This is a genomic window from Ichthyobacterium seriolicida (assembly GCF_002369955.1).
Classification (GTDB): Bacteria; Bacteroidota; Bacteroidia; order Flavobacteriales; family Ichthyobacteriaceae; genus Ichthyobacterium; species Ichthyobacterium seriolicida.
Window position 1 is genome coordinate 1 of the sequence record NZ_AP014564.1, and the last position, 18,334, is coordinate 18,334.

The 18,334-nt window shown below is 31.4% G+C and carries 14 protein-coding genes; 9 read left to right on the plus strand and 5 right to left on the minus strand.

Translation table 11 applies throughout. The annotated features are described in order from the left end of the window. On the plus strand, nt 1-1,425 hold the full coding sequence (gene dnaA / locus JBKA6_RS00005) for a chromosomal replication initiator protein DnaA (RefSeq protein WP_096684536.1): 1,425 nt from the start codon (nt 1-3) through the stop codon (nt 1,423-1,425). 4 nt (nt 1,426-1,429) lie between these two features. On the opposite strand, the gene xerA is transcribed toward dnaA, so the two are convergent. After that, on the minus strand, nt 1,430-2,341 hold the full coding sequence (gene xerA / locus JBKA6_RS00010; protein ID WP_096684539.1) for a site-specific tyrosine recombinase/integron integrase: 912 nt from the start codon (nt 2,339-2,341) through the stop codon (nt 1,430-1,432). A gap of 57 nt (nt 2,342-2,398) precedes the next feature. Here xerA and aroQ point away from each other — a divergent pair, with 57 nt between their 5' ends. The 8 genes from aroQ to rodA all read left to right on the plus strand — a co-directional run bounded on the left by aroQ (nt 2,399) and on the right by rodA (nt 10,482). Beyond that, complete coding sequence (aroQ, locus tag JBKA6_RS00015) at nt 2,399-2,812, plus strand: type II 3-dehydroquinate dehydratase (RefSeq protein ID WP_096684541.1); 414 nt, start codon at nt 2,399-2,401, stop codon at nt 2,810-2,812. Further along, complete coding sequence (locus tag JBKA6_RS00020; RefSeq protein WP_096684543.1) at nt 2,812-3,333, plus strand: DUF6702 family protein; 522 nt, start codon at nt 2,812-2,814, stop codon at nt 3,331-3,333. The genes aroQ and JBKA6_RS00020 overlap by 1 nt, the downstream gene beginning before the upstream one ends. A gap of 30 nt (nt 3,334-3,363) precedes the next feature. Then, a complete protein-coding gene (gene purH, locus JBKA6_RS00025; RefSeq protein ID WP_096684545.1) occupies nt 3,364-4,890 on the plus strand; it encodes a bifunctional phosphoribosylaminoimidazolecarboxamide formyltransferase/IMP cyclohydrolase in 1,527 nt (508 codons plus the stop codon). A 20-nt stretch (nt 4,891-4,910) separates the two neighbouring features. Beyond that, nucleotides 4,911-5,936, plus strand: a complete 1,026-nt coding sequence (locus JBKA6_RS00030) for a rod shape-determining protein (protein WP_096684547.1) — start codon at nt 4,911-4,913, stop codon at nt 5,934-5,936. Nucleotides 5,937-6,045: 109 nt separating this feature from the next. Continuing rightward, nucleotides 6,046-6,834 carry a rod shape-determining protein MreC gene (gene mreC / locus JBKA6_RS00035; RefSeq protein WP_096684549.1) on the plus strand — a complete coding sequence of 263 codons (789 nt, stop codon included), beginning with the start codon at nt 6,046-6,048 and terminating at the stop codon, nt 6,832-6,834. Nucleotides 6,835-6,888: 54 nt separating this feature from the next. Next, nucleotides 6,889-7,407 (plus strand): hypothetical protein, encoded by a 519-nt coding sequence (locus JBKA6_RS00040; RefSeq protein ID WP_096684551.1) that lies wholly within the window; start codon nt 6,889-6,891, stop codon nt 7,405-7,407. Next, entirely contained in the window at nt 7,397-9,214 is a 1,818-nt protein-coding gene (mrdA, locus tag JBKA6_RS00045; protein WP_096684553.1) for a penicillin-binding protein 2, read from the plus strand. The genes JBKA6_RS00040 and mrdA overlap by 11 nt, the downstream gene beginning before the upstream one ends. After that, nucleotides 9,211-10,482, plus strand: coding sequence for a rod shape-determining protein RodA (rodA, locus tag JBKA6_RS00050; protein ID WP_096684555.1), 1,272 nt, complete (start codon nt 9,211-9,213; stop codon nt 10,480-10,482). Before mrdA ends, rodA begins: the two co-directional genes overlap by 4 nt. A gap of 87 nt (nt 10,483-10,569) precedes the next feature. On the opposite strand, the gene JBKA6_RS00055 is transcribed toward rodA, so the two are convergent. The 4 genes from JBKA6_RS00055 to JBKA6_RS00070 form a co-directional block, all read right to left on the minus strand. After that, complete coding sequence (locus JBKA6_RS00055) at nt 10,570-13,770, minus strand: type I restriction endonuclease subunit R (protein ID WP_096684557.1); 3,201 nt, start codon at nt 13,768-13,770, stop codon at nt 10,570-10,572. Between the two features lie 220 nt (nt 13,771-13,990). Continuing rightward, nucleotides 13,991-15,175, minus strand: coding sequence for a restriction endonuclease subunit S (locus tag JBKA6_RS00060; RefSeq protein ID WP_096684559.1), 1,185 nt, complete (start codon nt 15,173-15,175; stop codon nt 13,991-13,993). Between the two features lie 73 nt (nt 15,176-15,248). Further along, nucleotides 15,249-16,790, minus strand: coding sequence for a type I restriction-modification system subunit M (locus JBKA6_RS00065; RefSeq protein WP_096684561.1), 1,542 nt, complete (start codon nt 16,788-16,790; stop codon nt 15,249-15,251). Between the two features lie 377 nt (nt 16,791-17,167). After that, a complete protein-coding gene (locus JBKA6_RS00070; protein ID WP_096684563.1) occupies nt 17,168-18,286 on the minus strand; it encodes a hypothetical protein in 1,119 nt (372 codons plus the stop codon). Nucleotides 18,287-18,334 lie beyond the last annotated feature (48 nt).

Sequence of the window (18,334 nt, forward strand, 5' to 3'; positions counted from 1 at the left end):
ATGGGTAAAAAAAAAGAAGATATTACCAAAGAAACAATATGGAATAACTGTTTATCCTTTATAAGAGATAACTTACAATCTCAACAGAGTTTTGAGACGTGGTTTAAGCCTATAAAAGCCATAGACATGTACGATAACGTACTGGTAATACAGGTTCCTAGCAAGTTTTTTTATGAATGGTTAGAAGAACACTATATAAAATTATTAAAGTCTGCTATAACTAGAGAATTAGGCCCAGGGGCTAGTTTACGTTATAATATAGCTGAAGAATCTGATATCTATGATAATCCTAATATTCTAGAGATTTACAATCTCAATAGATATCAAACAAAAACCGACACTAAAAATAGTCTGAAAGACCCTTTTAACCCTATAGAGGGTAGAGAGAGAATAGTTATAAATTCCCAATTGAACGATAATTATACGTTTGATAATTTCGTAGAAGGAGAATGCAACTCTACTGCTAGAATGGCTGGCATTACTGTGTCTAAAAGACCTGGGAATAACCCTTTTAATCCTTTGTTTATATACGGCGGGGTTGGCATGGGCAAAACCCATCTAGTAAATGCAATTGGTCTTGAAGTAAAGAAGAATAACCCAGAAAAAAACGTACTTTACATCTCGGCAGAACAATTCACCCGCCAGTACATAGATTCAGCCATAAGAAATAACGATGTGAATAACTTTATTTATTTCTACCAGATGATAGATGTTCTAATAGTAGATGATATTCAATTTTTTTCGGGAAAAACAAAAACTGTAGAAGTATTTTTTGGAATATTCAATCACCTTCACCAGATGAAAAAGCAGATTATATTAGCTTCAGACAGACGACCCTCTGATATAAAAGATGTGGAAAGCAGACTTTTATCTAGATTTCAATGGGGAGCTTTGATAAATATCACAAAGCCAGGAATAAATACACGAATAAATATTTTGAACAACAAAGCTCATAGAGATGGGTTGTCTATATCAGATAAAGTAATAGAATACATAGCTCATAGAATTACTACAAATATAAGGGATATAGAAGGTGTTTTAACCTCATTGATAGCACAATCCCTAATACACAAACAAGAGATAAGTATTGCTTTAGCAAAAGAAATAACATCTGCATTTATAAATAACAACTCCGAAAAAATCACCATAGTTCATATACTAAACACTGTTTCTAATCATTTAGGAATATCTATAGATGATATAAAATCTAAATCTAGACGACGAGAAATAGTACAAGGTCGACAGATATCTATGTATTTATGTAAAAAATACACTCAGCAATCTCTTCACACAATTGGTGAAAAAGTAGGGAATAGGAATCACACCACTGTGGTCCATTCGTTCAAGACTGTAAATAATTTAAAAGATACAGATTCTCATTTTAGAAATACCTTAGAAAAGATAGAAGAAATATTAACCTCCTAGAAAATCAAAGAAATCGTTTGGAACGAGGGTGATATTTCTCTATAGTTTTTTTTAGTTTTTCTCGATTTAGATGCATATATATTTCCGTTGTGGTGATGTTTTCATGTCCTAACATCTGTTGTATCGAGCTAATATCGGCTCCTCCATTTAAAAGAGCCGTAGCAAAGGAATGTCTAAAAGTATGTGGGCCTATATTTTTTTTTATGTTGGATTTTTGCGCCAAGTCCTTTATGATATTGAAAATCATGACCCTGCTCAACCTCCCTCCTCTTCTATTTAAAAATAAAATATCTTCATCTCCTTTTTTAGGTCTTATATGGACTCTGATATCGTTTAAGTAAATATTTATAAGTTTTATCACATGCCTATTTACAGGCACAAACCTATGTTTATTGCCCTTGCCTACTATCTTCAAAAACTCTTCTTCCATAAATAGATCTGATATTTTCAATTCTGTCAATTCCGAAACTCTGAGACCACATCCGTAAAGTGTTTCTAAAATGGCTTTGTTTCTATATCCCTCATCAGTCATTTCTATATTGTTTATAAGTATATCTATTTCCTCTCCACTTAGAACACTAGGCAGAGTTCTACTTATTTTTGGAGTTTCCAATAATTCTGCAGGGGATGTTTCTAAATGCCCTTCATAGAGCACGTAGTTGAAAAAACTTTTTATACTGGAAATTATTCTAGCTTGAGTTCTAGGATTCAAACCTATATCTGAAACCATCTGCTCTATAAATAACTGTAAATCTTCACGACAAACTTCTCTTATATCTTGTATTTCTAAGTCTTCTATCATATAATTAGATAACTTTTTTATATCACTTATATAAGAGATCACAGTGTTTTTAGACAATCCTTTTTCCAATTCTAGAAATAATTTATAATCTATCAATATAGTTTTCCACTTCATTTTAAATTACTTATTTTGCCAAAAATATATATTTCCATTTTTTTATTCACAAGGTGAATGAATATATCTATAATAAACGGTCCTAATTTAAATCTCTTGGGTAAGAGGGAGCCCGAAATATACGGCGCAGAAGACTTCGATAATTTTCTAGAGAGGTTAAGAAATAAATACACCAATGTAGATATCGATTATTTTCAATCTAATAGCGAGGGTGAAATAATAGATAAAATCCATAAAGTAGGATTTTCTAAAGACGGGATCATACTCAATGCTGGGGCCTATACACATACGTCTATAGCTATATCTGATGCCATAAAAGCTATAAATACTCTGGTGGTAGAAGTGCATATTTCCAATGTATACAACAGAGAAGATTTTAGAAAAAAATCTTATTTATCAGGAGTTTGCAAAGGTACTATATCTGGATTTGGATTAAAATCTTACGAATTGGCAATAGACAGTTTTTTATAATGAATACAAAATTAAAATCGGCAATAATACTATTGTCATGTTTGTTTTGCTTGGGTTTTTACAAACACAAATTTTATGTCAGCATAACAGACATAAATTACGATAGTGACTTGAAATATTTAGAAGTTTCTATAAAGGTCTTTACCGACGATTTAGAAAATTCCTTGAACGCGTATTTTCCATCTGAAGATATTAGATTGAACCTAGGGATAGGCCAAAAAAATGAAAAAGAAATATTCACAACATATTTAAATTCATGCTTCTCTATAGGTATAAATGACAAAAAAAAAGAATCTGAATACATAGGGAGGGAAACTACAACAGAAACCACCACATGTTATATTGCAGTAAATGAAGTGTTTTTAGAAGAAATAGATCGAATTAAGGTGCATCAAAGTATTCTAAATAACTTTCTAGACAAACAACAAAATATAGTTAATATTGTGCTGGGTAAACACAGAAAAACTTTGTTGTTAAACAAACAAAAATCTGAGGAAGTATTTGTCATAGACAAAACCTAATCTAATTAACCTTTTTATATCTGCATATAAATGAAAAAAGCTAAGAGTGCTCTAGTTTCTGTATTTGACAAAGAGGGCCTAATACCTGTAATAAAAAAATTAGATGAACTAGGTGTTATTATTTATTCTACAGGAGGAACCGAAGTCTTTATAAGACAACAAGGTATAAATACAATCCCAGTAGAAGAGTTGACTTCTTATCCTTCTATTTTTGGGGGAAGAGTAAAAACCTTACACCCTAAAATTTTTGGGGGAATATTACACAGAAGGCACGAAGAAGAAGATCTAAAAGATGTAGATAATTTTAAAATTCCAGAGATCGATATACTACTAGTAGACTTATATCCTTTCGAAAAAACATTGGCTTGTGGTGCAAATAATCAAGATATAATAGAGAATATAGATATAGGAGGAGTGTCTCTCATTAGAGCTGCAGCCAAAAATTTTGAAGATGTATTAGTAGTTCCCTCCAAAGACCAATACGCTGAATTCTTAAATATTATGGAAGAAAATAAGGGCCTATCTTCTTTAGAAGACAGACAGATATTCGCTGCAAAAGCCTTTCAAATAACTTCTCATTACGATACTGCAATATTTAATTTTTTCAATAGAACAGCTGAGATATCAGCATTCAAAAAGAGCGAAACAAAATATAATACTTTAAAATACGGTGAAAATCCACACCAAAAGGGTATGTTTTTTGGAGATCTAAACAAAGTGATTGAAAAATTACAAGGCAAAGAACTATCTTATAACAATCTATTGGATTTAGATTCCGCTGTAAGTATTATTTCAGAGTTTAGAAATCAACCTCCTACGTTCATTATAATAAAACACAACAATGCTTGTGGAATCGCTACGAGACAATCTTTAAAAGAAGCTTATATAAATGCTTTGTCTAGTGATCCAGTATCTGCTTTTGGTGGGGTTTTAATATCAAATACCTCTGTAGATGTAGAAACTGCAAAAGAGATTGTCAATATTTTCTGTGAAATTCTCATAGCTCCTCATTTTGATTCTGAAAGTTTGGAGATATTAAAATCTAAAAAGAATTTAATCTTGATAAGAATGTTAGATGTAGATCATCTTCCAAAAAAACAATTTAGAAGCATATTAAACGGTGTCTTAGAACAAGAGGTAGACTACATTACAGATGATATAGAAAAAATAAAGTGTGTAACTTTAAAAGAACCTTCAAAAGGAGAGTTAGATGATTTGATATTCGCTTCTAAGGCTTGTAAGCACATGAAGTCTAATGCTATAGTTATAGTTAAGGATAATAAATTATTGGCATCTGGCATTGGTCAGACCTCTAGGGTAGATGCTTTAAAACAAGCTATAGAAAAAGCTCATAATTTTAAATTAGATATAAATGGAGCTGTAATGGCATCTGATGCTTTTTTTCCATTTCCAGATTGTGTGGAAATAGCTAAAGAATCTGGTATCGGTGCCATAATACAACCAGGAGGCAGCATAAGAGATAATCTCTCTATAGACTTTTGTAATAAAAATGATATGGCGATGGTCTTTACAGGATTAAGACATTTTAAACACTGAAAATGTAATATTATATAAAAATGAATCTTTTCAACTTTTTATTAGAGGATATAGCCATAGATTTAGGCACTGCTAATACTCTTATAATTCATAAAGATAAAATAGTGCTGGACACTCCCTCAATAGTAGCTATAGACAAAACTACTAATGAGGTTATCGCAATAGGAGAAGAAGCTAATATAATGCAAGGGAAAACTCATGAAAACATAGCTACCATAAGACCTCTAAAAGACGGTGTCATAGCTGATTTCAATGCTTCAGAGTTTATGATAAGGGAAATGATAAGACAAATTCCTGGCCTTAAAAAGAGATTTTTTCCTCCTAGTTTAAGAATGTTAATTTGTATCCCTTCGGGGATTACAGAGGTAGAAAAAAGGGCTGTAAGAGATTCAGCTGAGCACGTAAATGCAAAACAAGTACATTTGATATATGAGCCTATGGCGGCGGCTATAGGTGTAGGTATAGACGTACAAGAGGCTAAGGGCAATATGGTAATAGACATTGGAGGAGGAACCACTGAAATAGCGATTATAGCTCTTGGAGGAATAGTCTGTAATAGGTCTATAAAAATAGCTGGGGATATATTCAATGGTGATATAGCCTACTATATGAGAGAAATACATAATTTATATGTAGGTGAGGGAACTGCCGAACGGATAAAAAAAACTGTGGGATCTGCCATAATGGACTTAGATAATCCTCCAGAAGACATGAATATATATGGAAGGGACTTAATAACTGGAAAACCTAAAGAGAAATGCGTCTCATATAAGGAGACCGTTACCGCATTAGAAAAATCTCTTCTTCGTATAGAAGATGCCATAATGGACGCTCTTGCAAATACTCCGCCTGAACTATCTGCTGATATATATTTATCTGGCATACACTTAGCTGGAGGAGGTGCTCTTTTGAGAGGACTAGACAAACGTATAGTCAGAAAAACTGGTTTAGATGTTCACATAGCAGAAGATCCTTTGAGAACGGTTGTTAGAGGAACTGGAATAGCCTTAAAAAATATAGATAAACTAAAGTTTATAATGTCTTAATTCTTCTTAAGGAATTATTTTACATCTCCGTATAAATTGGACATTAGTCAAATGAAAATATTAAAAGGTCATCTAGATAAAAATATTGAAAGTTTATATCTGCATATAAATGCGAAGTATTATATCTTTTTTATTTAGAAATATTTTTTACATACTTTTTGTATTTCTACTGTGCATATCTATTTATCTAATAGATGTAAAAAAGCAATACACTATATCCAAATCTAGAAACAGCTTAGATAATATTGGAAATTATATTAAGGATATTTTTTTCTCGTTGAAAAAAATATATTATTCTAGCGAGTATAACACACTTCTTTTAGAAGAAAATTCTAATCTGAAATCAAAAATACATCATCGGGAATATACTACAGATCAACGAGAATGCCAATACAATTATATCGGAGCGGAAATTATAAGTAATACTTATAAAAACAACAACAACTACTTAGTACTAAACAAAGGATATGTAGATGGTATAAAGCCGTATATGGGAGTAGTCACCCAAGAAGGAGTAGTTGGGATAATAAATGCTGTTTCTAAGAATTATTCTAGAGTTATGTCTATTCTCAATAGAGATATAAAAATAAGCTCTGGAGTAAGTAGTAATAATTTTTTTGGAATCACCACATGGAATGGCAATGATTATAAAACAGCTCAAATTGATGATATTCCTAAAGAAGCATCTGTAAACATAGGAGATACAATATCTACTAATGGATTTTCTTTTATTTTTCCAAAGAACATTCCTATAGGTATAATTATGGATTATTCTCTGAATAAAAAAACAGGTCTGTATGAGATACAAATATCCCTATCAAACGATTTTAGAAGAATAAAATACGTGTACGTAATAAAAAATAATTTAAAAGAAGAAATAGAAAAATTAAAGCTTTAACCCTTTGTCGACGATATTCTATCAGTTGAGAGAATTTTAAGAATCTATAGTATTATGAATAGGATTTTGAAATATTTATTGTCATTTATTTTTCTAATAATAGTGCAAGTTGTCTTATTAAAGACAGATTCTGTATTGATTTACACTGTGCCATTTATATATATATACTCAATAATCTATCCCCTTAGGATATCTTTTACTTTACAATTAATCCTATCTTTTGTAATAGGACAGATGATAGATAATATTCAAGACACAGGCGGGATACACTCCTTAGCATGCATTACACTTATACTAGTTAAAAAAGGTCTGTACAAATATTTTTTGAGTTCAAGTGAAGTAGAACACGATAATTTCTTTAGTATGATTTTTTACAAGATGTATATATTTGTTTTCATCTTGTCATTAGTTCACTGTTTTGTAATAACCTATTTGAAATCAAATGAATTTGATTCTTTATCATTCATAATCTATACATCTGTTGTTTCAGCTTTTTTAAACTCATTATTGTTAATTTTATTTATATCTCTGACTAGAAAAGTCAACACTAAAAGGAATATAATTGAAAGATAAAATTGTAATATCATTTTTTTCTATTACATGCTTGATCATACTATCTAGATTATTTTTCATTCAAATCATAGATGATAAACTCAAACCTCTTTCAAAAGAAATATATCTAAAAAAAGTACAGGATTATCCCAGTAGAGGATATATATACGACAGGAACCAAAAACTCATAGTGAGCAATCAGTTTATATACGATTTGATGGTGATTCCAAATAAGATGAAAAATATAGACACTACTCTCCTATGTAAAATTTTAGATATCGACAAAGATTATTTCATAAAAAAAATAAAGAATATTAAGAGTTATTCCAGTTATAAGCCTTCAGTATTTAAAAAGCATATCGACAATGAAAAAGCGAGTTATCTAAGAGAATTATTGTTTCACTTCAAAGGCTTTTCTCTAGAAAAAAAATTTATACGCTTCTACCCCATCAAAGCAGCTCCTAATGTGTTAGGGTTTACAGGAGAAGTATCTCAAAATTTCATCAAAAAAAACACTTATTACGAAAGTGGAGATATAATAGGTAAAACTGGAATAGAAAAATCATATGAAGAACAACTGAGAGGCAAAAGAGGTCTTAAGTATATAGTAGTAGATAAATTCGATAGAATTCTTCGTAAATATGAAAATGGATCTTTTGACATATCACCTGTGCATGGCAAAGAGCTAACATCTACTTTAGATATAGAACTCCAAAAATATGGAGAACTCTTAATGACGAATAAAAAAGGAAGTATAGTAGCTATAGAACCTAGTACAGGAGAAATACTATCGTTGGTATCATCACCTTCATACGATCCAAATTTATTGGTGGGGAATAATAGAAACTACAATTACAGTAACTTAGAAAAGGATGTCATATTAAAACCCTTATTTGACAAAAGCGTATTGGCAGAATACCCTCCAGGATCTACATTTAAAATAGTGACAGCACTCATAGGTCTGCAAGAGGGAATCATAACAGAAAACTCAATGTACAAATGCAATAATGGATTTAGATACAAAAATCTACACATACAATGTCATTGTGGAAATTATTATCAATATGTAGATTTAAATAAAGCCATTTACACCTCTTGCAATAACTATTTCTTAAACGTATATATAGAAACTATACATAAATATTTATCTGCAGAAAAAGGTTATGAAATATGGAAAAATCACGTCAATAGTTTTAACTTGGGGTCTTATTTAAATAATGATTTGCCAACGGGCAGAAAAGGTTTTATTCCAAGTGCTAATTTTTACAACAAAAGTTTTGGGAATAACAAATGGACTGCTCTTTTTAATGTTTCAAATGCCATAGGTCAAGGAGAAATCTTGACTACTCCCATTCAACTGGCTAATATGACGGCAATAATAGCTAATAGAGGTTTTTATTACACTCCACATATAATCCGAAATAGAAATGATAAGTACGAAGAAAAGAAATACACCTCAATAAATTCTAAACATTTTGAAACTGTTATAAAAGGCATGAACAATACGGTAAAAAATGACAGAGGGACTGCAAATAATATGTTTATGAAAGATTTAGACATTGCAGCCAAAACGGGGACATCACAAAATTATGGAATGCCAGATCACTCTATTTGTATAGCCTTTGCTCCAATAGACAATCCTAAAATCGCCATTTGTGTAATAGTGGAAAACGGTTATTGGGGATCTAGATGGGGTTCCCCTATTGCTAGCCTTATGATAGAAAAATACATAAATAATAAAGTAAATAGAACATATCTAGAAGATAGAATGATAAAAGGTAGTCTGCTAGATGTTTACAATAAAACCAAAAAACCAGAACAAAAATGATCAGAAACAATAATTATCCATTAGATATAGATTGGATATTAGTTTTGTTGTACCTATCGTTTGTAGTTTTTGGATGGATGAACATTTATAGCTGTTCTAATTATGGTGTAAGTAACGAGATATTAGATTTTTCTAAACAATATGGTAAACAGATCATATGGATAGGTATTAGCCTTGTGATATCTACAATAATTTTATTTTCAAATATTAAGATCATAGAGAATTTATCAATAGTGATATATATAGTATCTGTACTTTCTCTTATTCTTTTGTATTTCTTCGGAAAAAAAATGGGAGGTGCAACCTCTTGGTATTCTATACAAAACATATCGATTCAACCCTCTGAATTCGCTAAAGTAGCTACGGCTTTATTAGTATCAAAATATTTGAGTGTTGCTCATATTAATTTTAATAGACTTAGAGAGCAGTTGTATCTCATGTTTATAATATTATTACCTGCATCTATTATATTCATTCAACCTGACCCAGGTTCTGCTCTAGTTTTTTCATCCTTTTTTATAGTCTTATACAGAGAAAATATAGCTTCACGTCTTATTGCTTTTATAATTTATTCAGGTATAGTGTTTATCTTGGCAATAGTTATTAATAACTATGTTTTGATAGGAATTTTACTTTTGATATATTCGATATATGTATATTTTAATAGGAAAAATAGATTTATCAGTACGCTAATTTTAGTTTATTCCTTTTTGTTGTTGCCGACAACTAATTTTCTAGTTGAAAACGCCTTTGGGAAAAGGCATATAGATAGGATAAATGTGGTATTAGGGATAGATGAAGATATTAGGGGAATAGGATATAACGTATATCAATCTAAAATTGCAATTGTATCTGGAGGACTGACAGGTAAAGGATATTTAAAAGGTCCTCATACTATTGGAAAATTTATACCTAAGCAGAGTACAGATTTCATATTTTCTACAATAGGTGAAGAATGGGGTTTTATTGGAAGTAGTGTATTTATAGTAGCTTATTTGTTATTACTGATAAGGATAGTTATGAATTCTGAGTTACAGAAAAATATGTTTAGTAAAATATATGGTTATTGTGTAGCATCCATTTTATTTATACACTTCTGTATAAATATCTCTATGAGTATGAATCTTATCCCAGTTATAGGGATACCTTTGCCCTTTATAAGTTATGGTGGGTCTTCTCTTATTAGTTTTACCGTATTACTATTTATTTTTATAAAACTAGATGCTAATAAATCTAATATTTTAAAAGAGTGCACTACACTTCATTAATGACCAATAACAAGAGAGGCTTTTAAAGATATTGATAGCCTTACCCTAAAGGGATGTGAAACTCATATTCTTTTTATGATAAATTAATTAACTCAATAATTCTGGCAAAAACCTGGCCTGATTTAAAATAATTCTAGTTATCAGTTTTTGCTGATCTATTGGATATCCATATTTTCTAAGTCCACGTTTTAGCAATACCTTTAATTTAGCTCTTACACTTTCTTTTACAACCCAATCTACAGATATATTATTTTTAAACGTATCGGCTAAATACACAGCCAAATCTCTTAGCTGCTCATCTCCCAAAACTTCTTTTGCACCTTGACCTTGAGAAATTATATCATAAAATATCAATTCATAATCTGTCAATCCTAAGAAATCACGCGGGCCATATAATTCTTTTATCTGTTTGGCTAAGGATGCTAGTCTTTCAATAGCATCAGTATTAGTGAGTGTTTTATTTCTATACTCATCAACAGTATTTTCTAAAATCTCCCTTAGTGACTCTCCTTGAACTGTATTTATTTTAGCTATGTATTTTATTTCTTCTCTCAGTATTTTTTTCAATACTTCTAAGGCCGTATTTTGATGTTGCATTTGTTTTATTTGAATCAAAAATTCCTCTGAAAGAACAGATCCCTCAGGTTTTTTAATCCCAGCTGCATCAAAAACATCAACAATTTCCTCTGAAAATAAATCCTCATTTGACAACATATGTATTAGGGATTCTGATTCATAATCAGTTTTATCAACTATCTCGGAAATGTATTTGGACAATCTAACTTTTAATGCCTGAAACAAAGCAATCTCATCTTTTAATTCTATCACCTTACTATGCATCATAGTATTCACATATAGTTTAGATAATGAGGTAACCTCATCTATAAAGCGTTTCTTTCCATTGTCCAAACTGAGAATATGCTCTTGGGCTGTCAAAATAATTTTTAGTCTTTCACTTTTTTTAGAAGAGAAAAAATCTTTATAATTCACAAAGGCATGCTCCAATGATTTTAAATTTCCTAGTTCTGGTTTTTCCAAAAACATTTGCGATACCACTTTTATCTTTTCTAAAAATAAATCTTCCGCTTCCTTTTCGAAAATAACAGGATTGCCTTTGCCTCTACTATTACCATAAAAATCTAATGACTTTTTAAAGTCTGATGCTAAGCCTAAATAATCGACGACTAAACCACCTGGTTTATCCTTATAAATTCTGTTTACTCTAGCTATTGCTTGCATTAGCTTATAACCTTTCAAAGGCTTATATATGTAGAGAGTGTGCATAGAAGGCACATCGAATCCAGTCAGCCACATATTTGTAACAATCACGATTTTTAGCTGATCGTATGGATCTTTCATGCGCAATGCCAATGTCCTACGCTGTTGTTTTTTTGCGTGATATTTAATCTTCTCCGTATTAGATGAGCCCACAGAAGGTGAAATAGCCACAACCGCTTTAATAACTCCTTTATATACATCATTGTCATGCCACTCTGGCATTATAGCAATAATTTCATCGTACAACTGCATGACAATCCTTCTTGACATGGCCACTACAATTGCCTTTCCTTCAAATACACTCTGCCTCTCAATAAAATGATCGACTATATCTTTGGCTATGTTTTTAATCCTACTTTCACTACCTATCGAAGCCTCTAACCTAGCCCAATTCGATCTCGGTTTTTGGATTTCAACTAATTCCTGACTTACTGATTTTTCATCTAATTGCCCTACTAATTCTCTGTCTTGTTCACTTAAGTTTACCTTACCGAATCTACTCTCATAAAAAACTGGTAATGTTAAACCATCATTTATTGATTGTTCTATGTCATACGTATCTACGTAATTGCCAAAAACACCAAAGGTGTTTATATCTTTAGAATCAATTGGAGTTCCTGTAAACCCCAAATAAGTAGCATTTGGCAAAGCATCACGCATATATTTTGCAAAACCATACACTATAGGTTGACCTTTTATAACATTGCCATTCTCATCTATATCATCAGTTTTTTTAGACCTAAAACCATATTGTATTTTATCGGCTTCATTTGCTATTACAATCACATTTTTGCGATCGGTTAATCTCTCATACTCATTTCCTTCCTTTATTTGAAATTTTTGTATAGTCGTAAAAATAACACCACCAGAAGTCACTTTTAAAAGTGTTTTTAAGTGTTGTTTATCATTTGCTTTTACAGGTGTTTGCCTCAGTAATTGTGATGCAGAAGTAAAGGTGTGAAATAATTCACCAAAGTCGTTCTTATCTATTATTACTAAAACAGTTGGGTTATTTAGCTCTCTAACTATCTTTCCAGCATAAAAAACCATTGATAGAGATTTGCCAGAACCTTGGGTATGCCATATTACTCCAGCTTTTCTATTTCCATTTTCCAAAGAGGCTATTTTACTGCTCTCTACTGCTTTGTTAACACCATAGTACTGATGATAAGAGGCTACTCTTTTAACAATATTAATAGTTGTAATACCTCTTTTAGGATCTTCTATTTTAGATTTATCAAATAATGTGAAATGTCTTATAATATCTGTAAGGGTAGCTTTATTTAACTGCCCTTGAATTAGAATTTCAATAGAAGAGTCTAAGTTAGGAGCTAGGGTTTTTCGATCTTTTGTCTTCCAATTCAAAAACCTAGAAAAAGCTGCTGATAAGGATCCCGATTTCGCTTCTATACCATCTGAGATTACGCAAAGACTATTGTAGATAAATAATTTTGGTATGGAATTTATATATGCTTGTAACTGATTATATGCAGATTTTATAGTCTCCTTTTTGTAAAGGGAATTTTTTAGCTCTATAACTACCAATGGCAACCCATTGACAAATAGTATAATATCTGGTTTTTTTATATCGTTATGCTCTACTACTGTAAATTGATTTACTACTGTAAAATCATTTTTTTTAATATTATCAAAATCTATGATCCGAACTAAATCTCCACGAGTAGTACCATCTTTATAATAAGACACCCTAATGCCTTGAGTGAGCATCTTATGAAATGCTTCATTACCTGATAACAGATCTTCTGATGCAGATATATTTGAAACCTGACTGAATGCATCTTGTATGGCCTCTTCGGGAATATTAGGATTTAACTGCGATAAAGCTCGCCTGAAACGCTCACGTAACAATACATCACTATAGCTCCTTCTCTCTGAAAATTCACCCTCTGCTGATATTTGCTGACCGTACAAATAGTTATAGCCCAAACTCTGTAATTTTTCTACTATAAGTCGTTCTATATTATTTTCAAAAAACTTATTTTCACTCATTTAATTTGACACAATAATTTTTTTTCTACTAATTTATAATCAACACTTCTATAAGGATATCTTATTGATAAGATAAAAACTGTCAAAACTCATAAAAGACTCAAGAAATATTTTCAAATTCTCCTTTTTTGAGAATTATAATGTTAAACCACTATTAATTCAACAATTCTGAGTTTATCCCCATGTGATAAATTATTTCTCTATTAGTTAAATTTGATTTTTAAAATTTTACTCTCACCTCTCCATTTATCAGTTTTGGCAAGAGCAAATCTCTAAGCCTTTCCAATGCCTGTATCTGAAAAACATTATTTGTGATTTTATCAAACATGATTGATATAGATTTCATACCCCTTTCTAAATAGTCTTTATCGGGCACGATTATGTAGTTTTGTCCAATATCACTTTTATTTATATGTGACTGAGCTACGCCTGTTTGGCTAGAAATAATTTTTCCTATTATATGGTTTATCCACAAAAAAATAAATTCTTTTGAATATTGTTCATTTGGAATAATTCCCACAACAGACTGATTTGTACAAGTATCTATTTCTAATAGACTGACTTTACCTAAAGTAGCACCTGTTATGGCAATAACAGTAGTTCCTTTGGGAAACAACTTAGTGCTGGATTGTTTCAAACCTAATTCTGTGATAAATTTAATCCCATTTGTTATCCTAAAATTATTTACCTCACCTGAGTTAATCCAAGGAATATTACCATTCCAATAATCTTCATTAGAAGTGTCAGGGGTCCCCCCTATCTCTATTTTTAGAACGTCCTTGATTTTGACTAATCCCCAACTATCGTTAGGCGTATCTGTAAATAACTTTCTAAATAATACTTTTGATAAATCCTCTAAAGTTGTGTTTTGCCTGTGTAATAAATCTATCTTATCATCCAAACTATTTAAAACATTTGCTATGGCTTTTTGTTCTTTAAGCGGAGGGAGATCAACTGAGATTCCTTCAAATGTATTTCTGGTTATAGTGTCGAATATACCTCCATAAGACACTTGTAATAAATCTGACAGTTTATGTTTTAATAGATAAAACACATAATCATTAGTCGAAAATAATGGGTCAGCTTTTATACCGTAACAAGACTGATTAAAAGACATAGGTATACTCAATACACCTAAAGATCCAACTGTACCACGAGCCGAAATAACAATATCGCCTTTTTCCAACATCTTAGCAGAACTCTCGTTTAATCCTCTCTCTGTAATACATTTTTCTGTTATATCTATGTATTTACGTCCAGGTTTCAAATCTCTTATAGAAATCCAATGTATGTTGCCATTCCAATAATCTTTTACCTCTGTCTTTGGAGTGCCTCCCCCAACAATATGTATTATTTGAGATAATTTTGTTTTATCCCATCTCTTATTATCACTATTATTGATCACAGTATCACACCTTTTATAAAGTAGATTTTTTGTAGATTCTCCTCTCCTAAATTATACATCATCATTCAAATTGCTAAGTATTCATATCAATCTTAGAAAGATTAGTTATTATAGATTTGTTAATCTTATCTTCGTCTTTTAGCTGCATCTCCAATATGGTTTTCAGACTCATAAAACGTTCAGAAAAATCGAATTCTTTTTCTTCATTATTTGCTAAACCCACATAACATCCTGGCATTAGTACACAGTCTAGCTCCTTTACTCGTTCTATGTTTTCAGATTTGCAAAAACCAGGGATATCTAAATAATTCCCATCTATATTACGCCAGTTGTGATAGGTGTCTGATATTAAGGATATATCATCTCGACTCAATTGTCTATTCCTACGGCTGATCAAGTTTCCTAAATAGCGAGCGTCTATAAATAAAATCTCATCTTTTCTATTTCTAAACTTGCCATTATTTTCTCGATCACGAGATATAAACCACATACAAGCTGGTATTTGAGTGTTCAAAAATAGTTTTGTAGGCAGATTTACAATACAATCTACTAATCCTGCCTCTACCAAATTTCTACGAATGTCATCTTCACCTGAAGCTTTTGTGGTCAATGAACTTTTAGATAATACAAAGCCAGCTTGACCAGATGGTGACAAGTGATGTAAAAAATGTTGTATCCAAGCGTAATTAGCATTAGATGCAGGAGGAACACCATATTGCCATCTACAATCTTTATTGAGCGAACTATCGCTCCAATCATCGTCATTAAAAGGTGGGTTAGCGACAATATAATCTGCTTTTATATCTTTGTGTTCATCTCTTAAAAATGAACCTTCATTATTCCACTTGACTTGAGAACTATCTATACCACGAATGGCTAAGTTCATTTTTGCTAAACGCCAAGTCGTCTGATTGCTCTCTTGGCCATAGACAGAGATATCACTTAACTTACCTCGGTTTTGTAATACAAATTTTTCACTTTGTACAAACATTCCACCACTACCACAGCAAGGATCCATAATACGACCTTTATACGGCTCCAACATTTGAACTAACAATTCCACCACACTAGAAGGAGTATAAAACTGACCGCCTTTTTTCCCCTCTGCCAATGCGAACTCTCCCAATAAATATTTGAACACATAACTCAAGACGTCTGAATTACTACCTGTAGCATCACCTAAGTCTATATTGCCTATCATATCTATCAATATTCCCAAGCTTGAAGTGTCCAAGTTTTCTTTTACGTATACCTTAGGTAATACGCCTTTAAGTCTTGAATTCTCTCTTTCAATATCTTCCATAGCCGAGTCAATCAGCTTACCTATCTCCACGTTTTTAGCATTGTCTTGAATAAAACTCCAACGCGCTTTTTGGGGAACAAAAAATATATTTTCCCCTTTATACTCATCTTTATCCTCTGGATCTGCACCTTCGTATTCGCCTTTACCTTCTTTTAATTTTGAATGTAAATTGTCAAATGCATATGATATATAACGCAGAAATACCAATCCTAATACTACGTGTTTATACTCTGCTGCATCTACATTTTTCTTTAACCTATTAGCGGTTAGCCACAATACTTTTTCTAAAGACTCTTGCTTTTTTCTTGCCATTGGACACTCAGATTAATTCTATTATTTATAATGCTCACTTAGGTTAATTTCAAAAATACAGCCCGAATGTAATTAAAATAATCTTAAAAAAAAGACTATTTAAATCACAACCTATTCAAACTCTACTTTTTTAGCTCTAAAAAACACAAATTTAGTAAAGACTTACACTAAAATGCAACTTTAAATCATATTATTTTTAGGTGGATTAGATTATTAAATCGCTTAATAACCATACTTAAATACCTTGAAAATAAATCCATTGAAAATGCAATCATAGCTGCAATAAATCAAACTCAGATTATTATCTAAAAAACTAAACAAAAAAAGAGGCTAAAAAACCCCTTTTGATTCTAAATAAGTTTCTGAATTATTCTAAATTAAGACACAGGAGCTTCAGCATTAATTGTTAACTTATAGTGTTTTTTAGTAACACCATCTTGAGCTACTACAGTGAATTTGTATTCGATTTTTGCGTTACTAGAAGCTCCTTTAAGGTCTGTTGTAGTAGTGCTAGCAGTGCCGCCACTTTTAATTCCAGTAATTGGATTGACATTATTGCAATCAGTACCGCTGCAAGCAGTAGTGGTAGCATCAACTTCAATAAAAGCACCATTTGGAAGTTTTAATGCATCTGCTTTGAAATAATCAGTATCTACAACTCCATTTTCCTTAAGCTCTCCAGGAGTTTTTCCACTTGTACTCTTTCTAAGTTGAAATTCAAATGGTTTAGCCTCTGTACCGTCTTTTTTATCACTTTCAGTAGGAGCAACATAATGAGCTTTTATTGTGCTGTTAGATGTAGGAGTAACAGCTCCTGTTCCCACTGGAGTAAGGTTGGTAATAGTATTAATTCCAGTATCAGCAACTGTAAATTTAAAATCATCTGGTCCTATAGTACAATCCTTTGATGGTTTATCATGAACAAAAACAATTTTAAATACTTTTTCAATAGGGTTAGAGTCTTTTTCTTTTCTACTGAGTTTAAAACTGTGGCTAATTCCTTCAGGTTTTATCAGCTTACTGTGAATTAATTCAGTTGTAATATCATAATCAAAGGAAGTAATGGTAGAATCAAGTGGAGTTGTACTATCACCTAAATAAATATTTGGTCCAATTTTCCCATTAAAAGTAATAGTAGCCTTTAGTGTCGCAGCAGTACTTATATCTAAGGTTTTATCAAATGGTACAAGCACTTTAATAACACCATCTGCTTCTATTCTTGCTTCAAACTTATCATATGATTTATCAGTATACGCAAGAGCAGGAGTCTTTTTGATAAATAGAGCTGCATAAGTCTCAGTAGCAGAAGTGTTTCCTGTCACGCTATTTTTATACTTTGTAAAAGCTATACTTTTAATATTTGCAATTGCTTTCTGTATATCTGCTTTAGCATCTTCTTCTGTCTTAGGCCCTTCAGTTGGTTTAGCACATGAGAAAACCACCAACCCAAGAGTTAGTAGTGATAATGTATTTTTAAATAAAATATTTGTTTTCATAATTTATAATGATTAATAATAAAAGAACAACAGCCTATAATTGTGATT